This is a genomic window from Bordetella petrii (genome assembly GCF_017356245.1).
Lineage (GTDB): Bacteria > Pseudomonadota > Gammaproteobacteria > Burkholderiales > Burkholderiaceae_B > Bordetella_A > Bordetella_A petrii_D.
On sequence record NZ_JAFMZZ010000001.1, the window covers coordinates 3,311,525 to 3,327,847 of the forward strand.

Sequence of the window (16,323 nt, forward strand, 5' to 3'; positions counted from 1 at the left end):
TCTCCTGGTTATTGTCGGCAGGCGCGTGGCTCAGCCGGGCTTGTTCAGGCCGCCGACGAAATCGGCGACGGCCGCGATCACAACATCGGGCTGGTCTTTGTGGGGGGAATGGCCGCAGCCGGGAATTTCTAGCAGGCGCGTTTGCGGCGCCGCCCGGCGGATGCCGCGGATCTGCTCCAGCGTGCCGTACTCGTCGTCGAGCCCCTGCAGCGCCAGCACCGGGCAGCCGATGCGCGGCAGGTAGTCCCGGATGTTCCAGTCGCGGAACGCGGGGTCCAGCCAGATATCGTTCCAGCCCCAGAATGCCGAATCGGCATCGGCGTGGTAGCGGCCCAGCCGCGCGGGCAGGTCGGTATCCAGATAGGCGCGGCGCGCCTGCCCGATGCTTGTCACCGAGACGTCTTCGACGAAAATGTGCGGCGCCGCGGCCACCACGCCGGCCACGGCCCGCGGATGCATCGCCGCGTACAGCAGCGCGATCGAGCCGCCGTCGCTGTGGCCGACCAGCACCGGGCGGTCGCGCTCGGCGTCGATGCCCAGGGCCGTGAACAGCGCGGGCAGCACTTCGCGCGCGTGGTCGTGCATGAAACTCGCCGGCCATTTCTCGCCGGCCGGCCGGGGCGTGGACTGCCCGTAGCCGTAGCGCGAATACACCAGCCCGCGGCAGCCGGCCGCGTCGCAGGCGCGCTGCGGCCAGTCTTTCCACATGGCCACCGAGCCCAGCCCCTCGTGCAGAAACACCAGCAGCGGCGCGGCGCGCCGCCCGGGCGCGATCCAGCGGCATTCCAGGCGCATGTCGCGCCCCAGCGCGCGCACATCGGCCCAGGCGGGCGCCTGGGCGTCGGCCAGCGCGGCGGCGCGGCTCATAGCGAGGTCTCTTCCAGCTGCCGCAGCCGGAATCGCTGGATCTTGCCCGTGGCGGTCTTGGGCAGCTCGTCGGTGAAGTTGATCTGGCGCGGGTACTTGAACGGCGCCAGGTGCTGCTTCACATAGTGCTGCAGCGCCGCGCCGGTGTCGGCGTCGGGCTCGAAGCCCGGCCGCAGCACCACGTAGGCCTTGGTCTTGACCAGGCCGTCGTGGTCGGGCACGCCGATCACCGCGGCTTCCAGCACCGCTTCGTGCTGGATCAGCACGTTTTCCACTTCCACCGGCGACACATACTGGCCGCTGACCTTGATCATGTCGTCGCTGCGGCCGGCATAGGTGTAATAGCCGTCGGCATCGCACAAGTACTTGTCGCCGCTTTTCAGCCATTCGCCCTGGAAGCACTGGCGCGTCTTGTCGCGGTTGTTCCAGTACATCAGCGCCGCGCTGGGCCCCTTGATGTACAGGTCGCCGATCATGTCGGGCGGCACCGGCCGGCCTTCGTCGTCGCGCAGCTGCACTTCGTAGCCGGGCACCGGCTTGCCGGTGGTGCCGTAGCGCAGCTGGCCCGGCTGGTTCGACAGGAAAATGTGCAGCATCTCGGTCGAGCCGATGCCGTCCAGGATCTCGCAGCCGAAATGACGCGTGAAGCGCTCGCCGATGTCGCGCGGCAGGGCTTCGCCGGCCGAGGTACAGACGCGCATCGCCACCTGTTCGCGCGCCGGCAGGTCGGGGCTGGCCAGCATGCTGGCGTACAGGGTGGGCACGCCGTAGAACACCGTGGGGCGATGCCCGGTCAGGCGCCGGAACACGGCCTGCGGCGTGGGGCGCTCGCCCATTACCACCACGGTGGCGCCCACCGACAGCGGAAAGCTCAGGCCGTTGCCCAGCCCGTAGGCGAAGAACAGCTTGGCGGCCGAGAACACCACGTCGTCTTCGCGGATGCCCAGCACCGGCTTGGCATACAGCTCTACCGTGTGCCACAGGTTGCCGTGGGTATGCACCACGCCCTTGGGCTTGCCGGTGGAACCCGATGAATACAGCCAGAACGCGATCTCGTCGGCCAGGGTGCGCACCGCGGGCATCAACGGCGCGCCGGCCAGCAGGCTGTCGAACTCGCGCGCCTGCGCGGGCAGGGGGCCGGCGGGCTGCGCCACCACGATGTGCTCGATTTCGTGCGGGCCCCGGGCCAGCGCCGCCTGCAATGTGCCGGCCAGGCTGCCGGACACGATGGCGGCGCGCGCGCGGCTGTGGCCGGCAATATAGGCGTAGTCTTCCGGCGTCAGCAGGGTGTTGATGGCCACCGGCACCACGCCGGCATGCAGCGCGCCCAGGAAAGCCACCGGCCAGTCGACGCTGTCGTGCATCAACAGCAGCACGCGCTCTTCGCGGCGCAGGCCCATCTGGCGCAGCGCGCCCGCGCAGCGGGCCACGCGCTCGGCCAGCTCGCCGTAGGTCAGCCGGCGCGTGTCGTCGATATAGGCCAGCTTGGCGGCGCGCGGGGCATTCAGCGCGGCCAGGTGGCTGGCGAAATTCAGCTCGATGGGGCAGGGGGTCATGGTCTCTCTCCGATGTTCTATGTGCGGGGCCGGCCCGGTTCAGGCCGCCCCGGCGGCATCCGCCAGCGCCCGCAATCGCCCGGGGGCGCCCTGGATGGCGGCGCGGCGGTGGTACAGCGCCAGCGCCCGCAGGCCGCCCAGTTCTTCGCCGCCGCCCGCGCGCCCCGGGCCGCCGTGCAGCGACTGAGGCATCACGTTGCCGTGGCCGGTGTGCGTCTTGGCGGCCTCGGGGCTGACCAGGTGCACGCGCCCGTGGCTGTCGGCCAGTTCCAGCGCGCTGCCCGCCAGGAACGCCGTATCGTCGCTGTACACCGAGGCCACCAGCGAGCCCTGACCGCGCCGCGCCAGGGCATAGGCGTGGTCCGCGTCGCGGTACGGCATCAGGGTGGCGACCGGGCCGAACACTTCGCGGTCGTGCGCCAGCGGGTGGGCGTCGGGGTCGGGCGCGCCCAGCAGCCAGGGCGCCACGCAGGCCGCCACCGCCGGGTCGGCGTCCAGCAGCCCGACCCGGCCGCCGTCGAACAGCACCTGGCTGCCGGCGCGCAGCGCCTGAATGCCGGCCTGCACATCGTCATGCTGCGCGCGGCTGACCAGCGAGCCCATGCGCACGTCGGCATTGCGCGGGTCGCCCACCGTTACGGCGGCCAGCCGGTCCGCAATGGCGTCGGCCACGCGGGCATAGGCTTCTTGCGGCACCAGGATGCGGCGGATGGCGGTGCATTTCTGGCCCGATTTCACCGTCATTTCGCGCACGGCCTCGCGCACCAGCGCGTCGAACGCGGCGCCGCCCGCGGCGGCATCGGGGCCCAGCACGGCGCAGTTCAGGCTGTCGGTCTCGGCATTCATGCGCAGGCCGTCGCGCGCCACGCGCGGATGGGCGCGCAGCAGGGCGGCCGTATCCGACGACCCGGTGAACGACAGCACGTCGCCTGCTTGCAGCGCGTCCAGCAGGCCGGCGGACGAGCCGCACACCAGGCTCAGCGCGCCCTCGGGCAGCACTTTGGCCGCCAGCACGTCGGCCGCCATTTCATGGGCCAGCCAGGCCGTGGCGGTGGCCGGCTTGACCACAATGGGCACGCCCGACAGCAGCGCCGGCGCGGCCTTTTCCCACAGCCCCCATGACGGGAAATTGAAGGCATTGACCAGCAGCGCCAGGCCGCGCGCCGGCACGGCGATGTGCTGCACCGAATACGCATCGTCGCGGGCCAGGGACACGGGTTCGCCATCGGCGCGGCAGGCCTGCCCGGCCAGGCGCGCGCCCAGTTTGGCGTAGTAGGACAGGGTATAGATGCCGCCCTCGATGTCGACCGCCGAATCCTGCCGCACCGTGCCGGCATTGCGCAGCGCGATGTCGTAATACTTGTCGCGGTTGGCCTGCAGCACCTCGGCCACCTGCGCCAGCAGCGCGGCGCGTTCGGCGTACGACAGGGCGCGCAGCGCCGCGCCGCCCGCCCGGCGGGCCCAATCATAGGCGCCGGGCAGGTCCAGCCCGGCGCTGTCGGCGCGGGCCAGCGCCGCGCCCGATACCGGATCGCGCAGCACCGTGCCTGGGCCGGTGCCGGCCACCCAGCGGCCGGCGACGAAATTGGCAAGATCGAGCATGGCGGTGTTCCTTGGCGGCGCCTTATGCGCGCGTGAATTCGATGGCGCCGGCCGGCAGCAGGTACAGCACCAGCGCCTGGCCGCCGGTCACGGTGGGGTAGTGCGCGCTGCCCGGGCCGTATACCAGCCAGCCCGCGCCGTGGCCGTCAAAGCGCGCGGCCTCGTCCAGCGGCATGATCAGGTCGATTTCGCCCTGCGGATGCGCGTGGTGCGGGCCGGCCAGGCTGTCCATGTCCACCACGTCCACCGAAAACCCGTCCAGGCCCTCGTCCGGCTTGACCACCCGCCCGTAGCGGATGCCGCCGCCTTCCCGGGCGCACATCCAGCCCTCGGCCACGCCCTGCCGACAGGCGGCGAACACCTCGCGGTACAGCTCGCTGCCGGGTCCGGCCTGGCGGTTCAGCCGGTCTTGCAGGGCGGCATCGAGCGGCAGACCGGCGATCGGGGCTGTAATGCGGCGCATCAATTGCTGGAAGGATGCTGGCGTAGTCATGCTGGTCTCGTCCTTTACACTGTCGGCGCACTGGCTGCGGCGCATGCAATGCATTGCTTCTTTCAGTGGCATGCGCGGGTTTCAGGCCGCATGAACAGAAAAATAGTGCTTCACACTTTTAGCGTCAAGCACTATAGTGCATAAAACCGTGAAAATCAGGGTTTCCTCGGAGTTCGAACAGCAATGATCCAAGCACTAGACAAGGAATCGCCGGAATCGCGCCGGGAACCCTTCCTGGTGGCCCTGGGCGAGCGGGTGCGGCGCCTGCGCGCCATCCGCGGCATGACCCGCAAAAGCCTGTCGCAGGCCACCGGCGTATCCGAGCGCCACCTGGCCAATCTGGAACACGGCGTGGGCAATGCCTCCATCCTGGTGCTGTTGCAGATCGCCAAGGCATTCAACTGCGCGCTGGCCGAGCTGGTGGGCGACGTCACCACCGAATCGCCCGACTGGCTGCTGATCCGCGAGCTGCTCAGCGGCCGCACCGAATCCGACCTGCAGCGCGCGCGCGAGGCCCTGATCCAGCTGTTCGGCGTGGGCGGCGGGGCGCAGCGCCCCAACCGCTTCCAGCGGGTGGCCCTGATCGGCCTGCGCGGCGCGGGCAAGTCCACGCTGGGGCAGATGCTGGCCGACGACCTGGGCTATCCCTTTGTCGAACTCAACCGCGAAATCGAGCGGGTGGCCGGCTGCAGCATTCTCGAAATCCACAACCTGTATGGCCCCAATGCGTACCGGCGCTACGAACGCCGGGCCCTGGAAGAGGCAGTGCAGATCTACCCCGAAATGGTGCTGGCCACGCCGGGCGGGCTGGTGTCCGAACCGGCCACGCTGAACCTGCTGCTTACCCACTGCTACACCGTATGGCTGCGCGCCACACCTGATGAGCACATGGCGCGCGTCATGGCACAGGGCGATTTCCGGCCCATGTCGGGCAACAACGAAGCCATGGCCGACCTGAAACGCATCCTGGCCGGGCGCGAGGCGTTCTATGCCAAGGCCGACCTCACCTGGGAAACCAGCGATCTCAGCCTGCAGGAAAGCTTCGGCGGCCTGCGGGCGCGCGTGCGCAAGGCCTGCGGGTTGCCGCTGTAGCGGGCCTGATCAGGTCGCTTCATGCGCCTGTGGATTATTTATTGCGTGTTGGGGGTTGCGTTCTAGCCCCGTCCCGCGTCGTCCGGCCGGGCGGTGTCGGCGCACGTGCGTCGGGCTCGGGCGCATGCGGGCGCCCTCGGCCTGCTGCGCAGGCTGCCNCCACTGCACCTCAGGCCAAAACCACGAGTCAGGCCGTCTCCTGGAGTACGCGCTGCGCCTCTTCCCGGACGCGCTCGGGCGCCGTCCCACCGATGTGCTTGCGGGCCGCCACCGAGCCTTCCAGTGTCAGCACCGAATGCACATCGTCGCCGATGCCCGGGTGGTAGGCCTTCAGGTCGGCCAGAGGCAGGTCGGCAAGATCGCAGCCGCGCTGTTCGCAGTCGCGCACGGCGTGGGCCACCACCTCGTGGGCGTCGCGGAACGGCACGCCCTGCTTGACCAGGTAGTCGGCCAGGTCGGTGGCGGTGGCAAAGCCCTGCAGCGCCGCGGCGCGCATGTTGTCGGCCTTGACCTTGATGCCGCCGGCCATGTCGGCGAAGATGGTCAGCGTGTCGCGCAGGGTGTCCACCGTGTCGAACAGGCCTTCCTTGTCTTCCTGGTTGTCTTTGTTGTAGGCCAGCGGCTGGCCTTTCATCAGGGTCAGCAGGGCCATCAGGTGGCCGTTGACGCGGCCGGTCTTGCCGCGCGCCAGCTCGGGCACGTCGGGGTTCTTTTTCTGGGGCATGATCGAGCTGCCGGTGCAGAAGCGGTCGGCCAGGTCGATGAAGCCCACGCGCGGGCTGATCCACAGCACCAGCTCTTCGGACAGGCGCGAAACGTGCGTCATGACCAGGGCGGCGGCGGCGCAGAATTCAATGGCGAAGTCGCGGTCGGACACGGCGTCCAGCGAATTGCGGCACACGCCGTCGAAACCCAGGGTCTTGGCCACGCGTTCGCGGTCGATGGGGAAGCTGGTGCCGGCCAGCGCGGCCGCGCCCAGGGGCAGGCGGTTGACGCGCCGGCGGCAGTCGGCCAGGCGCTCGGCGTCGCGGCCGAACATCTCGGCGTAGGCCAGCAGATGGTGGCCGAACGTGACGGGCTGGGCCACCTGCAGGTGAGTGAAGCCCGGCATGATGGTGGCGGCGTTTTCCAGCGCCACGGTGGCCAGGGCATGGCGCAACTGGCGCAGCAGGCCGGTCAGTGTGTCGATTTCGGCGCGCAGCCACAGGCGGATGTCAGTCGCCACCTGGTCGTTGCGCGAGCGCCCGGTGTGCAGGCGCTTGCCGGCGTCGCCCACCAGCTCGACCAGGCGTTTTTCGATGTTCAGGTGCACGTCTTCGAGGTCGAGCAGCCACTGGAAGGTGCCGGCGTCGATTTCCGCCAGGATCTGGGCCATGCCGCGCTGGATGTCGGCCAGGTCTTGCGCCGGGATGATGCCCTGCGCGGCCAGCATTTCAGCGTGCGCCAGCGAACCCTGGATATCGTGGCGCGCCAGGCGCTGGTCGAAATCCACAGACGCCGTGTAGCGCTTGACGAGTTCGGAAACCGGTTCGGAGAACCGGGCGGACCAGGCTTGCGCCTTGTTGGCGAACTGGTTTTGGTCGGAAGAGGGTGTTTTTGCCATGATGGGCGGAATTATAGGGCCAGGCCCGGCGCCGCGCGCCGGGCCGCCGGCCGCGGGCGACTTGTTGGATAATTCGTGCAGGCCATACAAAGGAGTCCGGCTTTGGCTATGGAATGGGATCGGCTGGTGGTGCGCCTGGGGGAATACGTGCCCACCCAGGCCTGGGCGCAGACGCTGGTCGGCGTCGGCGCCCTGGTGCTGGTGGCGCTGGTGGCGCAATGGGTGGGCGCGCGCATCGTGCTGGCCTGCGCGCACCGGCTGCTGGTGCTGACCGACCGCGAAAACTGGGACAAGGCCCTGCGCCGCCGGCGGGCCTATCACAACTTCTGGTACGCCGTGCCGTTCGCGGTGGTGTCGGTGGGCATCGGCCTGGTGCCGCACGCCGAGCGCGCCGTCGAGGTAGTGGGGCGCCTGGCCCATGCCGGGGCCTGGATCTGCATTTTCATGGCGGTCAGCGGCGGGCTCAGCGCCTGGCAGGACACCTATTCGGCCACCACGCGCGCGCAAACCCGCTCCATCAAGGGCTACATCCAGATCGGCAAGCTGATGCTGATCGCCATCTGCACGGTGCTGGTGCTGTCCATCCTGCTCGACCGCTCGCCGCTGTGGATGATTTCCGGCCTGGGCGCGCTGTCGGCGGTATTGCTGCTGGTATTCAAAGACACGCTGCTGTCGCTGGTGGCAAGCACCCAGCTCACCTCGAACGACATGCTGCGCATCGGCGACTGGATCGAAATGCCGCAGTCCAATGCCGACGGCTTCGTGCGCGACATCGCGCTGCACACTGTCAAGGTGCAGAACTGGGACAACACCGTCACCACGGTGCCCACCTACAAGCTGTTTTCCGAAAGCTACCGCAACTATCGCCACATGTTCGAATCCGGCGGCCGGCGCATCAAGCGCACCGTGCGCGTCGACGCCACCAGCGTGCGCTTCCTGGCCGACGACGAGGCCGAGCGCCTGATGCGTTTCCGGCTGCTGCACGACTACCTGGCGGCCAAGCGGTCCGATCTGCTGCAGGCCAACAGCGAGCTGGGCGCGGATCTGGCCCAATTGCCGGCCAACCGGCGCCGGCTCACGAACATCGGCACCTTCCGGGCCTATGCGCTGGCCTACCTGAAGCGGCACCCCGAAATCCGGCAGGACATGTCCATGATGGTGCGCATGATGGAGCCGCAGTCCGACGGCATCCCCATCGAGGTCTATTGCTTTACCGCGCTGACCGCCTGGGTGGAATACGAGCGCATCCAGGGCGACGTGTTCGACCATCTGCTGGCCATCCTGCCCGAACTGGGCCTGCGGCTGTACCAGCAGCCGTCCGGCGCCGATATCGGCGCCATGGGCCAGGGGCTGGGCGAGGCGCTGCGGCGCGACATGGCGCGCGAGCGGGCGCTGGACGGCGAGGGCGCCCGCCTGGGGGCCGGCGCCGGCGCGGGCGCCGGCGTGCGATAATTTTCTCTCTGTATTCAACCGATCTGGAACCGTCGTCCATGAGCGCTGCCCGGGTTGCAATTGCGCAAATCAACGCCTGTGTAGGCGATATCAAGGGCAACGCCGCCCGCGTCCTGAAGGCCGCCCGTTCCGCCCACGAGCAGGGCGCCGACGTGCTGGTCACGCCCGAGCTGGTGCTGACCGGCTATCCGCCCGAAGACTTGCTGCTGCGGCCGCACTTCGTCGAAAGCCAGGAAGCCGCGCTGGAGCAGCTGCGCCGCGACACCGCCGGCCTGGCCGGGCTGCACCTGCTGGTGGGGCATGTGCTGGCGCGCGGCGGCAAGCTGTACAACGCCGCCACGGTATTGTGCGACGGCCGGGTGGTGGGCGTGTACTGCAAGCGCGAGCTGCCCAATTATTCGGTGTTCGACGAACAGCGCTACTTCGCCGCGGCCGACCAGCCGCTGGTATTCGAGGTCAAGGGCGTGCGCTTCGGCGTGAACATCTGCGAAGACATGTGGTTCGAGCGCGCCCCGCGCGCCGCGGCGCAGGCCGGCGCGCAGGTGCTGTTGGTGCCCAATGCCTCGCCCTACAACACCGGCAAGCAGGACGAGCGCCTGCAAGTGGCGCGCCGCTGCGCGCAGGACACCGGCTGCGCCGTCATCTACGCCAACCTGGTGGGCGGCCAGGACGAACTGGTCTTCGATGGCGCCTCGTTCGCGCTCGACGCGCAAGGCCGGCCGGCGGCGCGTCTGCCCGACTATGCCGAAGGCGTCAACGTGGTCGAAGCCGACAGCTCGGGCGCCATCCGCCCGGTATCGCGCCATGCCGACGTCGCGCCGTACTGCCTCGAAGAGCAGGTCTGGAACGCGCTGGTGCTGGCCGTGCGCGACTACCTGGGCAAGAACGGCTTTCCCGGCGCCATCATCGGGCTGTCCGGCGGCATCGATTCGGCCGTGGTGCTGGCGGTGGCGGTAGACGCCCTGGGCGCCGGCAACGTGCGCACGGTAATGATGCCGTCGCGCTATACAGCCGACATCTCGCAGACCGACGCGGGCGACATGGCGCGGCGGCTGGGCGTGCGCCACGACGATATCGCCATCGGCCCGGCGGTCGACGCCTTCGAGGCCATGCTGGCGCCGCAGTTCGCCGGCCTGCCGGTCGACGCTACCGAAGAAAACATCCAGGCGCGGGTGCGCGGCACGCTGCTGATGGCGCTGTCCAACAAAACCGGCCAGCTGGTGCTCACCACCGGCAACAAGTCCGAACTCACTACCGGCTACTGCACGCTGTACGGCGACATGGCCGGCGGCTTCGCGGTCATCAAAGACGTGCCCAAGACGCTGGTGTACCGCCTGGCCGAATGGCGCAACCGCGAACACGAAGTCATTCCGCGCCGCATCATCACGCGTCCGCCCTCGGCCGAGCTGCGCCCCGACCAGACCGACCAGGACAGCCTGCCGCCGTACGACATCCTCGACGGCATCATGGAACGCTACATGGAACGCAACCAGTCGGCCGCCGACATCGTGGCCGCGGGTTTTCCCCAGGCCGCGGTCGAGCAGGTAGTGCGCCTGATCCGCATCAACGAATACAAGCGCCGCCAGGCGCCGCCGGGGCCGCGCATCACGCCGCGCGCCTTTGGCCGGGATTGGCGCTATCCTGTCACCAACGGGTTCCGGGAAACCGTCTGAACACCTGCGCCGCCATTCGCTCATCTTCAGGACCACAACAACGTGAAACAAGTCACCGCCATCATCAAACCCTTCAAGCTCGACGAGGTGCGCGAGGCGCTGGCCGAAGTCGGCGTCAGCGGCCTGACGGTCACCGAAGTCAAGGGCTTCGGCCGCCAGAAAGGGCACACCGAGCTGTACCGCGGGGCCGAGTACGTGGTGGACTTCCTGCCCAAGATCCGGGTCGAGGTGGTGCTGGCCGACGACATGGTCGAACCCGCCATCGAAGCCGTCATCAAGGCGGCCCGCACCGGCAAGATCGGCGACGGCAAGATCTTCGTCACCCCGGTGGAACAGGCCATCCGCATCCGCACCGGCGAAAACGGCGAACAGGCGCTGTAGTTTCTTGATCGGTGTCAGGCGCCTGCGGAGCCTGCACCTGCGTGGCAGAAAATGGGTGCGGCCAAAGTGGGGACGCCGCGGAGCCGGCTTCGCCGGTCCGCCAGCGTCGCCCCCCTTGAAGGGGGGAAGCGCGCAGCGCTTCGGGGGGTGGGCTATCTAACCAGCTGGTTCATCTCCAGAATCGGCATCATCACCGCCAGCACGATCAGCAGCACGAAGCCGCCCATCAGCAGGATGAGCAGCGGCTCCAGCAGCGCGGTCATGGCCATGGCGCGCCGTTCGAGATCGCGCGACAGGTTCTGCGCGCCGCGCTCCAGCAGTTCGGGCAGTCGGCCGGTCTTCTCGCCGCTGGCGATCAGGTGAATCAATAACGACGGGAACACCTTCTGCGCCGCCAGCGCCGAAGCCAGCGGCGCGCCTTCGCGCACGCGTTCGGCGGCCTCGTCCACCGCGCGGCGCAGCCGGTCGTTGCCCAGCGTGCGGCGCGCCGCGTTCAAGGCGCCCAGCAGGCTGACGCCGCTGCCGCTCAGGATCGCCAGGGTAGAGGCAAAGCGCGCGGCGTCCACGCCCAGAACGAAACGCCCGATCAGCGGCAGGCGCAGCAGGCGGGCATGCCAGGCCTCGCGCCGCGCCGGCGCGCGCAGCGCGGCGCGCCACAGCGCGAACGCCGCCGCGGCGCCGAAGGCCGTGGCCCAGCCCCATTGGCGCACGAAGTCGCTCAGCGCCAGCATGACGCGAGTCAGCAGCGGCAGCTGTTGATGCGCGTGGTCGAACGCGGTGATGACCTGCGGCACCACATAGCCCAGCAGGAACGCCACGATCACCACCGATACGCACGCCACCACCGCGGGATAGATGAATGCCGTCATGACCTTGCTGCGCAGCGCATTGCGTTCTTCGATGTAGCCCGCCAGTTTTTCCATGACTTGCGCCAGGTCGCCCGATTCTTCGCCGGCCGCGACCAGCGCGCGGTAGATCTCGGGAAAATCGCGCGGCCGCGTGGCCAGCGCGTCGGCCAGGCGATAGCCGGCCCGCACCTCGTCGCGCACGCCAGCCAGCGCGCCGGCCACGTGGCGGCTTTCGGCCTGCTCCAGCGTGGCGTTCAACGCGGCGTCCAGCGGCAGGCGCGCGGCCAGCAGGCTGGCCAGCTGGCGCGTCAGCCATGCCAGCTCGGTGTCCGACAGGCGGCGCTGCGGCAGCCCCGAGCCCCCCTGGCGCGATGCCGCCGGCATGGTCGACAGCGGCAGCAGCCCGCGCGCGCGCAGCTGGTTGCGCGCGCTGCGCTCGGTCTCGGCATCGAGCGTGCCATGGACGATTTTTCCCACCAGGTCGGTGGCTTCATAGCGGAACGACGGCATGCGAAAAAACTCGTGATTTCAGGGGTTTTCAGGCCGTCACATTGAGCGCGAATTATGACCGTAGTGTTGCAGGGGTACCCCGTATACTCGGCCGCAATTTCACTGCTTTTGCTGTCGAGAACTCATGCGCCGCCTTAGAAAAAACACCCTGGCCGTCCTGCTTGCCGCCGCGTGCGCGGCAGTGTCGCCGTTGCCCGTGCTGGCGCAGGCACAGCCTTCCGAGCAGCGCGTCAGCCTGAACTTCGTCGACACCGATATCCCGGCCGTGCTGCGCGCGCTGTCGCTGTTCACGCAGCGCAACTACCTGGTGGATCCGCGCGTCAAGGGCAAGCTGACGCTGGTGTCGGAACGACCGGTCGACCGCGACACGGCCTTGACGATGCTGGCCGGCGCGCTGCGCATGCAGGGCTTTGCCATTGTCGAAGTCGACGGCGTGACGCGCGTGGTGCCCGAAGCGGATGCCAAGCTGCAGGGCAGCGCGGTGGTGGCCGACACGCCGCGCCGCACCGGCGCGCCGGCCCCGGTGCCGATGGCGGATTTCGCGCGCGATGCGCGCGGCAGCGAAGTGGTGACGCGGGTGTTTTCGCTGAAGTACGAGAACGCCGCCAACCTGCTGCCGGTGCTGCGGCCGCTGGTGCCCCCAAATAATCCCATCAATGCCTATCCCGGCAACAACACGCTGGTGGTCACCGACTATGCCGACAACCTGGAACGCATCGCCCGCGTGATCGCCAAGGTGGATGTGCCCACCGCCATCGATACCGACGTCGTGCCCGTGAAATACGGCGTGGCCAGTGACCTGGCCTCGCTGGCCACGCAGCTGCTCGACGCACAGAACGGCGACGCCAGCCAGCGCATTGCCATGGTGGCCGACCCGCGCACCAACAGCGTGCTGGTGCGCGCCGGCAGCCCGGCCCGCACCCGCCTGGCGCGCGACCTGATCCAGAAGCTGGATTCCGAGCAGGCGCGGCCCGGCAACCTGCACGTGGTGTACTTGCGCAACGCACAGGCATCGCGCATGGCCGAGGTGCTGGGCGGCCTGCTGGCCAGCCAGGCCCTGAACGGCGCGGGCCGCGATGCCGGCGGCGCGGCCGGCGGCGGCGCCGGCACGGGCGCGGCAGGCACGGGCCGGGCCGGCGGCCGCACGTCGGCTTCGCGTGCGTCGAGCACTCAGGTGGGCATGTCCAGCGGCAGTTCGGGCGGGCTGGGCGGCAGCGGCTCGTTCAACCAGCAGCCTATCGAGCGCGACGACGGCGGCGCGGGCGAGGCGGTGTCGTATTCGGGCGGCGGCGCCACCGTGCAGGCCGACCCGTCCACCAACACGCTGATCATCTCGGCGCCCGAGCCGCTGTACCGCAGCCTGCGCGAGGTGATCGACCAGCTCGACCAGCGCCGCGCGCAAGTTCTGGTGGAAAGCCTGATCGTCGAGGTCAGCCAGGAAAAGGCGGCCGAGTTCGGCATCCAGTGGATGACGGGCGCCGGCAGCCTGGACGGCAGCGGCTTTGTCGGCGGCACCAACCTGGGCGGCAGCGGCATCGGCAGCGCCGGCACGGGGGCCACTACGCTGGACGCGCTGGGGCGCGGCCTGACGCTGGGGCTGGTCAAGGGCACGGTCGACGTGCTGGGCAACCAGGTGCTCAATTTGAATGTGCTGGCGCGGGCCCTGCAGAACAGCGGCGAAGCCAACATCCTGTCCACGCCCAACCTGCTGACGCTCGACAACGAGCCCGCCAGCATCCTGGTGGGCAAGACCGTGCCCTTCGTCACTGGCCAGTATGTCACGTCCGGCAGCGCCGGCAGCACCAACCCGTTCCAGACGATCGAGCGCGAAGATATCGGCCTGAAGCTGAATATCCGCCCGCAGATTTCGGAAGGCGGCGCGGTCAAGCTGGACATCTACCAGGAAGTCAGCAGCATCGACGAAGCCAGCTCCAGCGAGACCACCGGCCTGGTGACCAACAAGCGCGCCATCGACACCAGCGTGCTGGTCGACGACGGCCAGATCATCGTGCTGGGCGGCTTGCTGGAAGACCGGGTGACGTCCACCACCAACGCCGTGCCCGGCCTGAGTTCGATTCCGCTGCTGGGCGCCTTGTTCCGCTACGACACGCGCCAGCGCACCAAGAGCAACCTGATGGTGTTCCTGCGGCCGTTCGTGGTGCGCGACGCGCGCGACAGCGCCAATGTGACCCTGAACCGCTACGACTACATGCGCCGCGCGCAAAGCCAGGCGCAGCCGGGCAAGCACTGGCTGCTGCCGGACGTGCAGGCGCCGCTGCTGCCGCCGGCGCGCGTGCAGGCCGTGGGCAGCGCCGACTATGACATGCGTCCCGGGGCGGCGGCCGCCACGATGCGGCGCAAGCCGCCGACCACGACACAGACTTTCCAGGTGCGCCAGCTGCCGGCGCCGCCGGGCGGGTCGGACCCGGGCAGCCCGATACGCGCCAACCTGCCGCTGGGCGTCAGCATCGCCACCGATCCGTCGGCCCTGTATGCCGAGACGCGCCAGGACACCACCATTCTGCAGGTGGCCATGGTGGCCGACCAGGCCGAGGCCGACCGCATCGCGAAGCGGGTCCGCATCAGCGGCCTGAGCGCCTATGTGCAGGTCGGCCCGGGCGGGCAGGGCTATGTGGTGCGCTCGGACGTGGCGCGCGACGCCACCACCGTTGACACGGCGGTGGCCCTGCTCAAAGAGCTGGGCTATCGCGCCGAGCTGGTGACGCACCTGTGAACGCCTACCCCTTGCCCTACAGCTGGGCGCGCGCGCAGCGCGCGGTGCTGCTGCTGCGGCCGGGCGCGTCGCAGCTGACCACCAGCGCGCGCACGCCGGCCTGGGCGGTGCGGGAGATCCTGCGCTGCCACGGCGACGTGCCGGTGGCCGAGGTGTCGGACGATGCGCTGGAGACCCTGCTCAACGCCGCCTATAGCGACACGGCCGATGCGGCCTCGGTGATGGGCGTGGCCGAAAACGAAATCGACCTGGACCGGCTGCTGCAGGATATTCCCGAAGTGGCCGACCTGCTCGAAACGCAGGACGACGCGCCGGTGATCCGCATGATCAACGCGCTGTTCACGCAGGCGGCGCGCGACGGCGCCAGCGACATGCACATCGAGCCCTACGAAAGCCATTCGGTGGTGCGCTATCGCGTCGACGGCGTGCTGCGCGACGTGGTCAGCCCGCGCAAGGCGCTGCATTCGGCGCTGATATCGCGCATCAAGATCATGGCCAACCTCGACATTGCCGAGAAGCGCCTGCCGCAGGACGGCCGCATCGCGCTGCGGGTGGGCGGGCGGCCCATCGACGTGCGGGTGTCCACGCTGCCCACAGGCCATGGCGAGCGCGCGGTCCTGCGCCTGCTCGACAAGGAAGCCGGGCGGCTGCAGCTCGAGAAGCTGGGTATGAGCCCGCAGGTGCTGGCGCAGCTGGACGGGCTGATCCGCCAGCCGCACGGCATCGTGCTGGTCACCGGCCCGACCGGCAGCGGCAAGACCACTACCCTGTATGCGGCGCTGGCGCGGCTGGATGCGTCCACCACCAATATCCTGACGGTGGAAGACCCCATCGAATACGACTTGCCGGGCATCAGCCAGACCCAGGTCAACGCCAAGATCGACATGACCTTCGCGCTGGCGCTGCGGGCCATTCTGCGGCAAGACCCGGATGTGATCATGATCGGCGAGATCCGCGACCTGGAAACCGCGCAGATCGCCGTGCAGGCCTCACTGACCGGCCACCTGGTGCTGGCCACGCTGCACACCAACGACGCCACCTCGGCGGTGACGCGTCTGGTCGACATGGGGGTCGAACCTTTCCTGCTGGCTTCGTCGCTGCTGGGGGTGCTGGCGCAGCGGCTGGTGCGCCGCCTGTGCCAGCAGTGCCGCCGGCCGGATACCCTGCCCGACGGGCGGCTGGTATATCGGCCGGTGGGGTGCGAAGCGTGCAACCACACGGGCTACAGCGGACGCTCGGGGATCCACGAGCTGTTCGCGGTGGACGACGACGTGCGCCACCTGATCCATGAAGGACGCGACGAACAGGCGCTGCGGGCCCAGGCGCTGCGGGGCGGCATGCGTACCCTGCGCGACGACGGCCAGCGCTGGGTCGAAGCCGGCGTGACCGCGCCGGAAGAAATCCTGCGCGTGACCCGCGAAGCGTGACCCTGGCGGTATAGGGGTGTGACACAGGTGTCTGGCTTCGTGGGTGCCAGACACCGAAGTGCGCAGCGACTGTCTCAACAGTACG

Annotated in this window: 12 protein-coding genes; 6 read left to right on the forward strand and 6 right to left on the reverse strand. The window is 69.2% G+C overall.

What is annotated here, in order from left to right; translation table 11 throughout:
* Positions 1-30: 30 nt before the first annotated feature.
* The 4 genes from J2P76_RS15910 to J2P76_RS15925 are packed head-to-tail and all read right to left on the reverse strand — an operon-like array spanning position 31 to position 4,518.
* Positions 31-867 carry an alpha/beta fold hydrolase gene (locus J2P76_RS15910; RefSeq protein ID WP_207408651.1) on the reverse strand — a complete coding sequence of 279 codons (837 nt, stop codon included), beginning with the start codon at positions 865-867 and terminating at the stop codon, positions 31-33.
* The gene (locus J2P76_RS15915) at positions 864-2,423 is read right to left on the reverse strand and encodes a benzoate-CoA ligase family protein (RefSeq protein ID WP_207408652.1); all 1,560 of its coding nucleotides are present in this window, start codon (positions 2,421-2,423) and stop codon (positions 864-866) included. Before J2P76_RS15915 ends, J2P76_RS15910 begins: the two co-directional genes overlap by 4 nt.
* Before the next feature lie 39 nt (positions 2,424-2,462).
* The gene (locus J2P76_RS15920) at positions 2,463-4,025 is read right to left on the reverse strand and encodes a 3,4-dehydroadipyl-CoA semialdehyde dehydrogenase (protein WP_207408653.1); all 1,563 of its coding nucleotides are present in this window, start codon (positions 4,023-4,025) and stop codon (positions 2,463-2,465) included.
* 22 nt (positions 4,026-4,047) lie between these two features.
* Positions 4,048-4,518, reverse strand: a complete 471-nt coding sequence (locus J2P76_RS15925) for a DUF4863 family protein (RefSeq protein WP_207408654.1) — start codon at positions 4,516-4,518, stop codon at positions 4,048-4,050.
* 183 nt (positions 4,519-4,701) lie between these two features.
* Here J2P76_RS15925 and J2P76_RS15930 point away from each other — a divergent pair, with 183 nt between their 5' ends.
* Positions 4,702-5,610 (forward strand): helix-turn-helix transcriptional regulator, encoded by a 909-nt coding sequence (locus J2P76_RS15930; protein WP_207408655.1) that lies wholly within the window; start codon positions 4,702-4,704, stop codon positions 5,608-5,610.
* Positions 5,611-5,797: 187 nt separating this feature from the next.
* On the opposite strand, the gene argH is transcribed toward J2P76_RS15930, so the two are convergent.
* Positions 5,798-7,213, reverse strand: a complete 1,416-nt coding sequence (argH, locus tag J2P76_RS15935) for an argininosuccinate lyase (protein ID WP_207408656.1) — start codon at positions 7,211-7,213, stop codon at positions 5,798-5,800.
* A 108-nt stretch (positions 7,214-7,321) separates the two neighbouring features.
* On the opposite strand from argH, the gene J2P76_RS15940 reads away from it, so the two are divergent.
* The 3 genes from J2P76_RS15940 to J2P76_RS15950 are packed head-to-tail and all read left to right on the forward strand — an operon-like array spanning position 7,322 to position 10,719.
* Positions 7,322-8,665, forward strand: coding sequence for a mechanosensitive ion channel family protein (locus J2P76_RS15940; RefSeq protein WP_207408657.1), 1,344 nt, complete (start codon positions 7,322-7,324; stop codon positions 8,663-8,665).
* A gap of 38 nt (positions 8,666-8,703) precedes the next feature.
* Positions 8,704-10,338: an NAD+ synthase gene (locus J2P76_RS15945; RefSeq protein WP_207408658.1), complete on the forward strand. Its 1,635-nt coding sequence runs from the start codon at positions 8,704-8,706 to the stop codon at positions 10,336-10,338.
* A gap of 42 nt (positions 10,339-10,380) precedes the next feature.
* Positions 10,381-10,719 (forward strand): P-II family nitrogen regulator, encoded by a 339-nt coding sequence (locus J2P76_RS15950; RefSeq protein WP_012249775.1) that lies wholly within the window; start codon positions 10,381-10,383, stop codon positions 10,717-10,719.
* A gap of 152 nt (positions 10,720-10,871) precedes the next feature.
* Here J2P76_RS15950 and gspF read toward each other — a convergent pair whose 3' ends face one another.
* Entirely contained in the window at positions 10,872-12,077 is a 1,206-nt protein-coding gene (gene gspF / locus J2P76_RS15955; RefSeq protein WP_207408659.1) for a type II secretion system inner membrane protein GspF, read from the reverse strand.
* A 124-nt stretch (positions 12,078-12,201) separates the two neighbouring features.
* On the opposite strand from gspF, the gene gspD reads away from it, so the two are divergent.
* Together gspD and gspE are read left to right on the forward strand one after the other, a co-directional pair.
* A complete protein-coding gene (gene gspD / locus J2P76_RS15960; protein ID WP_207408660.1) occupies positions 12,202-14,811 on the forward strand; it encodes a type II secretion system secretin GspD in 2,610 nt (869 codons plus the stop codon).
* A complete protein-coding gene (gene gspE, locus J2P76_RS15965) occupies positions 14,808-16,238 on the forward strand; it encodes a type II secretion system ATPase GspE (RefSeq protein ID WP_207408661.1) in 1,431 nt (476 codons plus the stop codon). The genes gspD and gspE overlap by 4 nt, the downstream gene beginning before the upstream one ends.
* Positions 16,239-16,323: the final 85 nt, after the last annotated feature.

Coding starts and splice junctions, on each gene's coding strand:
- J2P76_RS15910 (WP_207408651.1), bottom strand. CDS start 867: ATGAGCCGCGCCGCCGCGCTGGCCGACGCCCAGGCGCCCGCCTGGGCC.
- J2P76_RS15915 (WP_207408652.1), bottom strand. CDS start 2,423: ATGACCCCCTGCCCCATCGAGCTGAATTTCGCCAGCCACCTGGCCGCG.
- J2P76_RS15920 (WP_207408653.1), bottom strand. CDS start 4,025: ATGCTCGATCTTGCCAATTTCGTCGCCGGCCGCTGGGTGGCCGGCACC.
- J2P76_RS15925 (WP_207408654.1), bottom strand. CDS start 4,518: ATGACTACGCCAGCATCCTTCCAGCAATTGATGCGCCGCATTACAGCC.
- J2P76_RS15930 (WP_207408655.1), top strand. CDS start 4,702: ATGATCCAAGCACTAGACAAGGAATCGCCGGAATCGCGCCGGGAACCC.
- argH (WP_207408656.1), bottom strand. CDS start 7,213: ATGGCAAAAACACCCTCTTCCGACCAAAACCAGTTCGCCAACAAGGCG.
- J2P76_RS15940 (WP_207408657.1), top strand. CDS start 7,322: ATGGAATGGGATCGGCTGGTGGTGCGCCTGGGGGAATACGTGCCCACC.
- J2P76_RS15945 (WP_207408658.1), top strand. CDS start 8,704: ATGAGCGCTGCCCGGGTTGCAATTGCGCAAATCAACGCCTGTGTAGGC.
- gspF (WP_207408659.1), bottom strand. CDS start 12,077: ATGCCGTCGTTCCGCTATGAAGCCACCGACCTGGTGGGAAAAATCGTC.
- gspD (WP_207408660.1), top strand. CDS start 12,202: ATGCGCCGCCTTAGAAAAAACACCCTGGCCGTCCTGCTTGCCGCCGCG.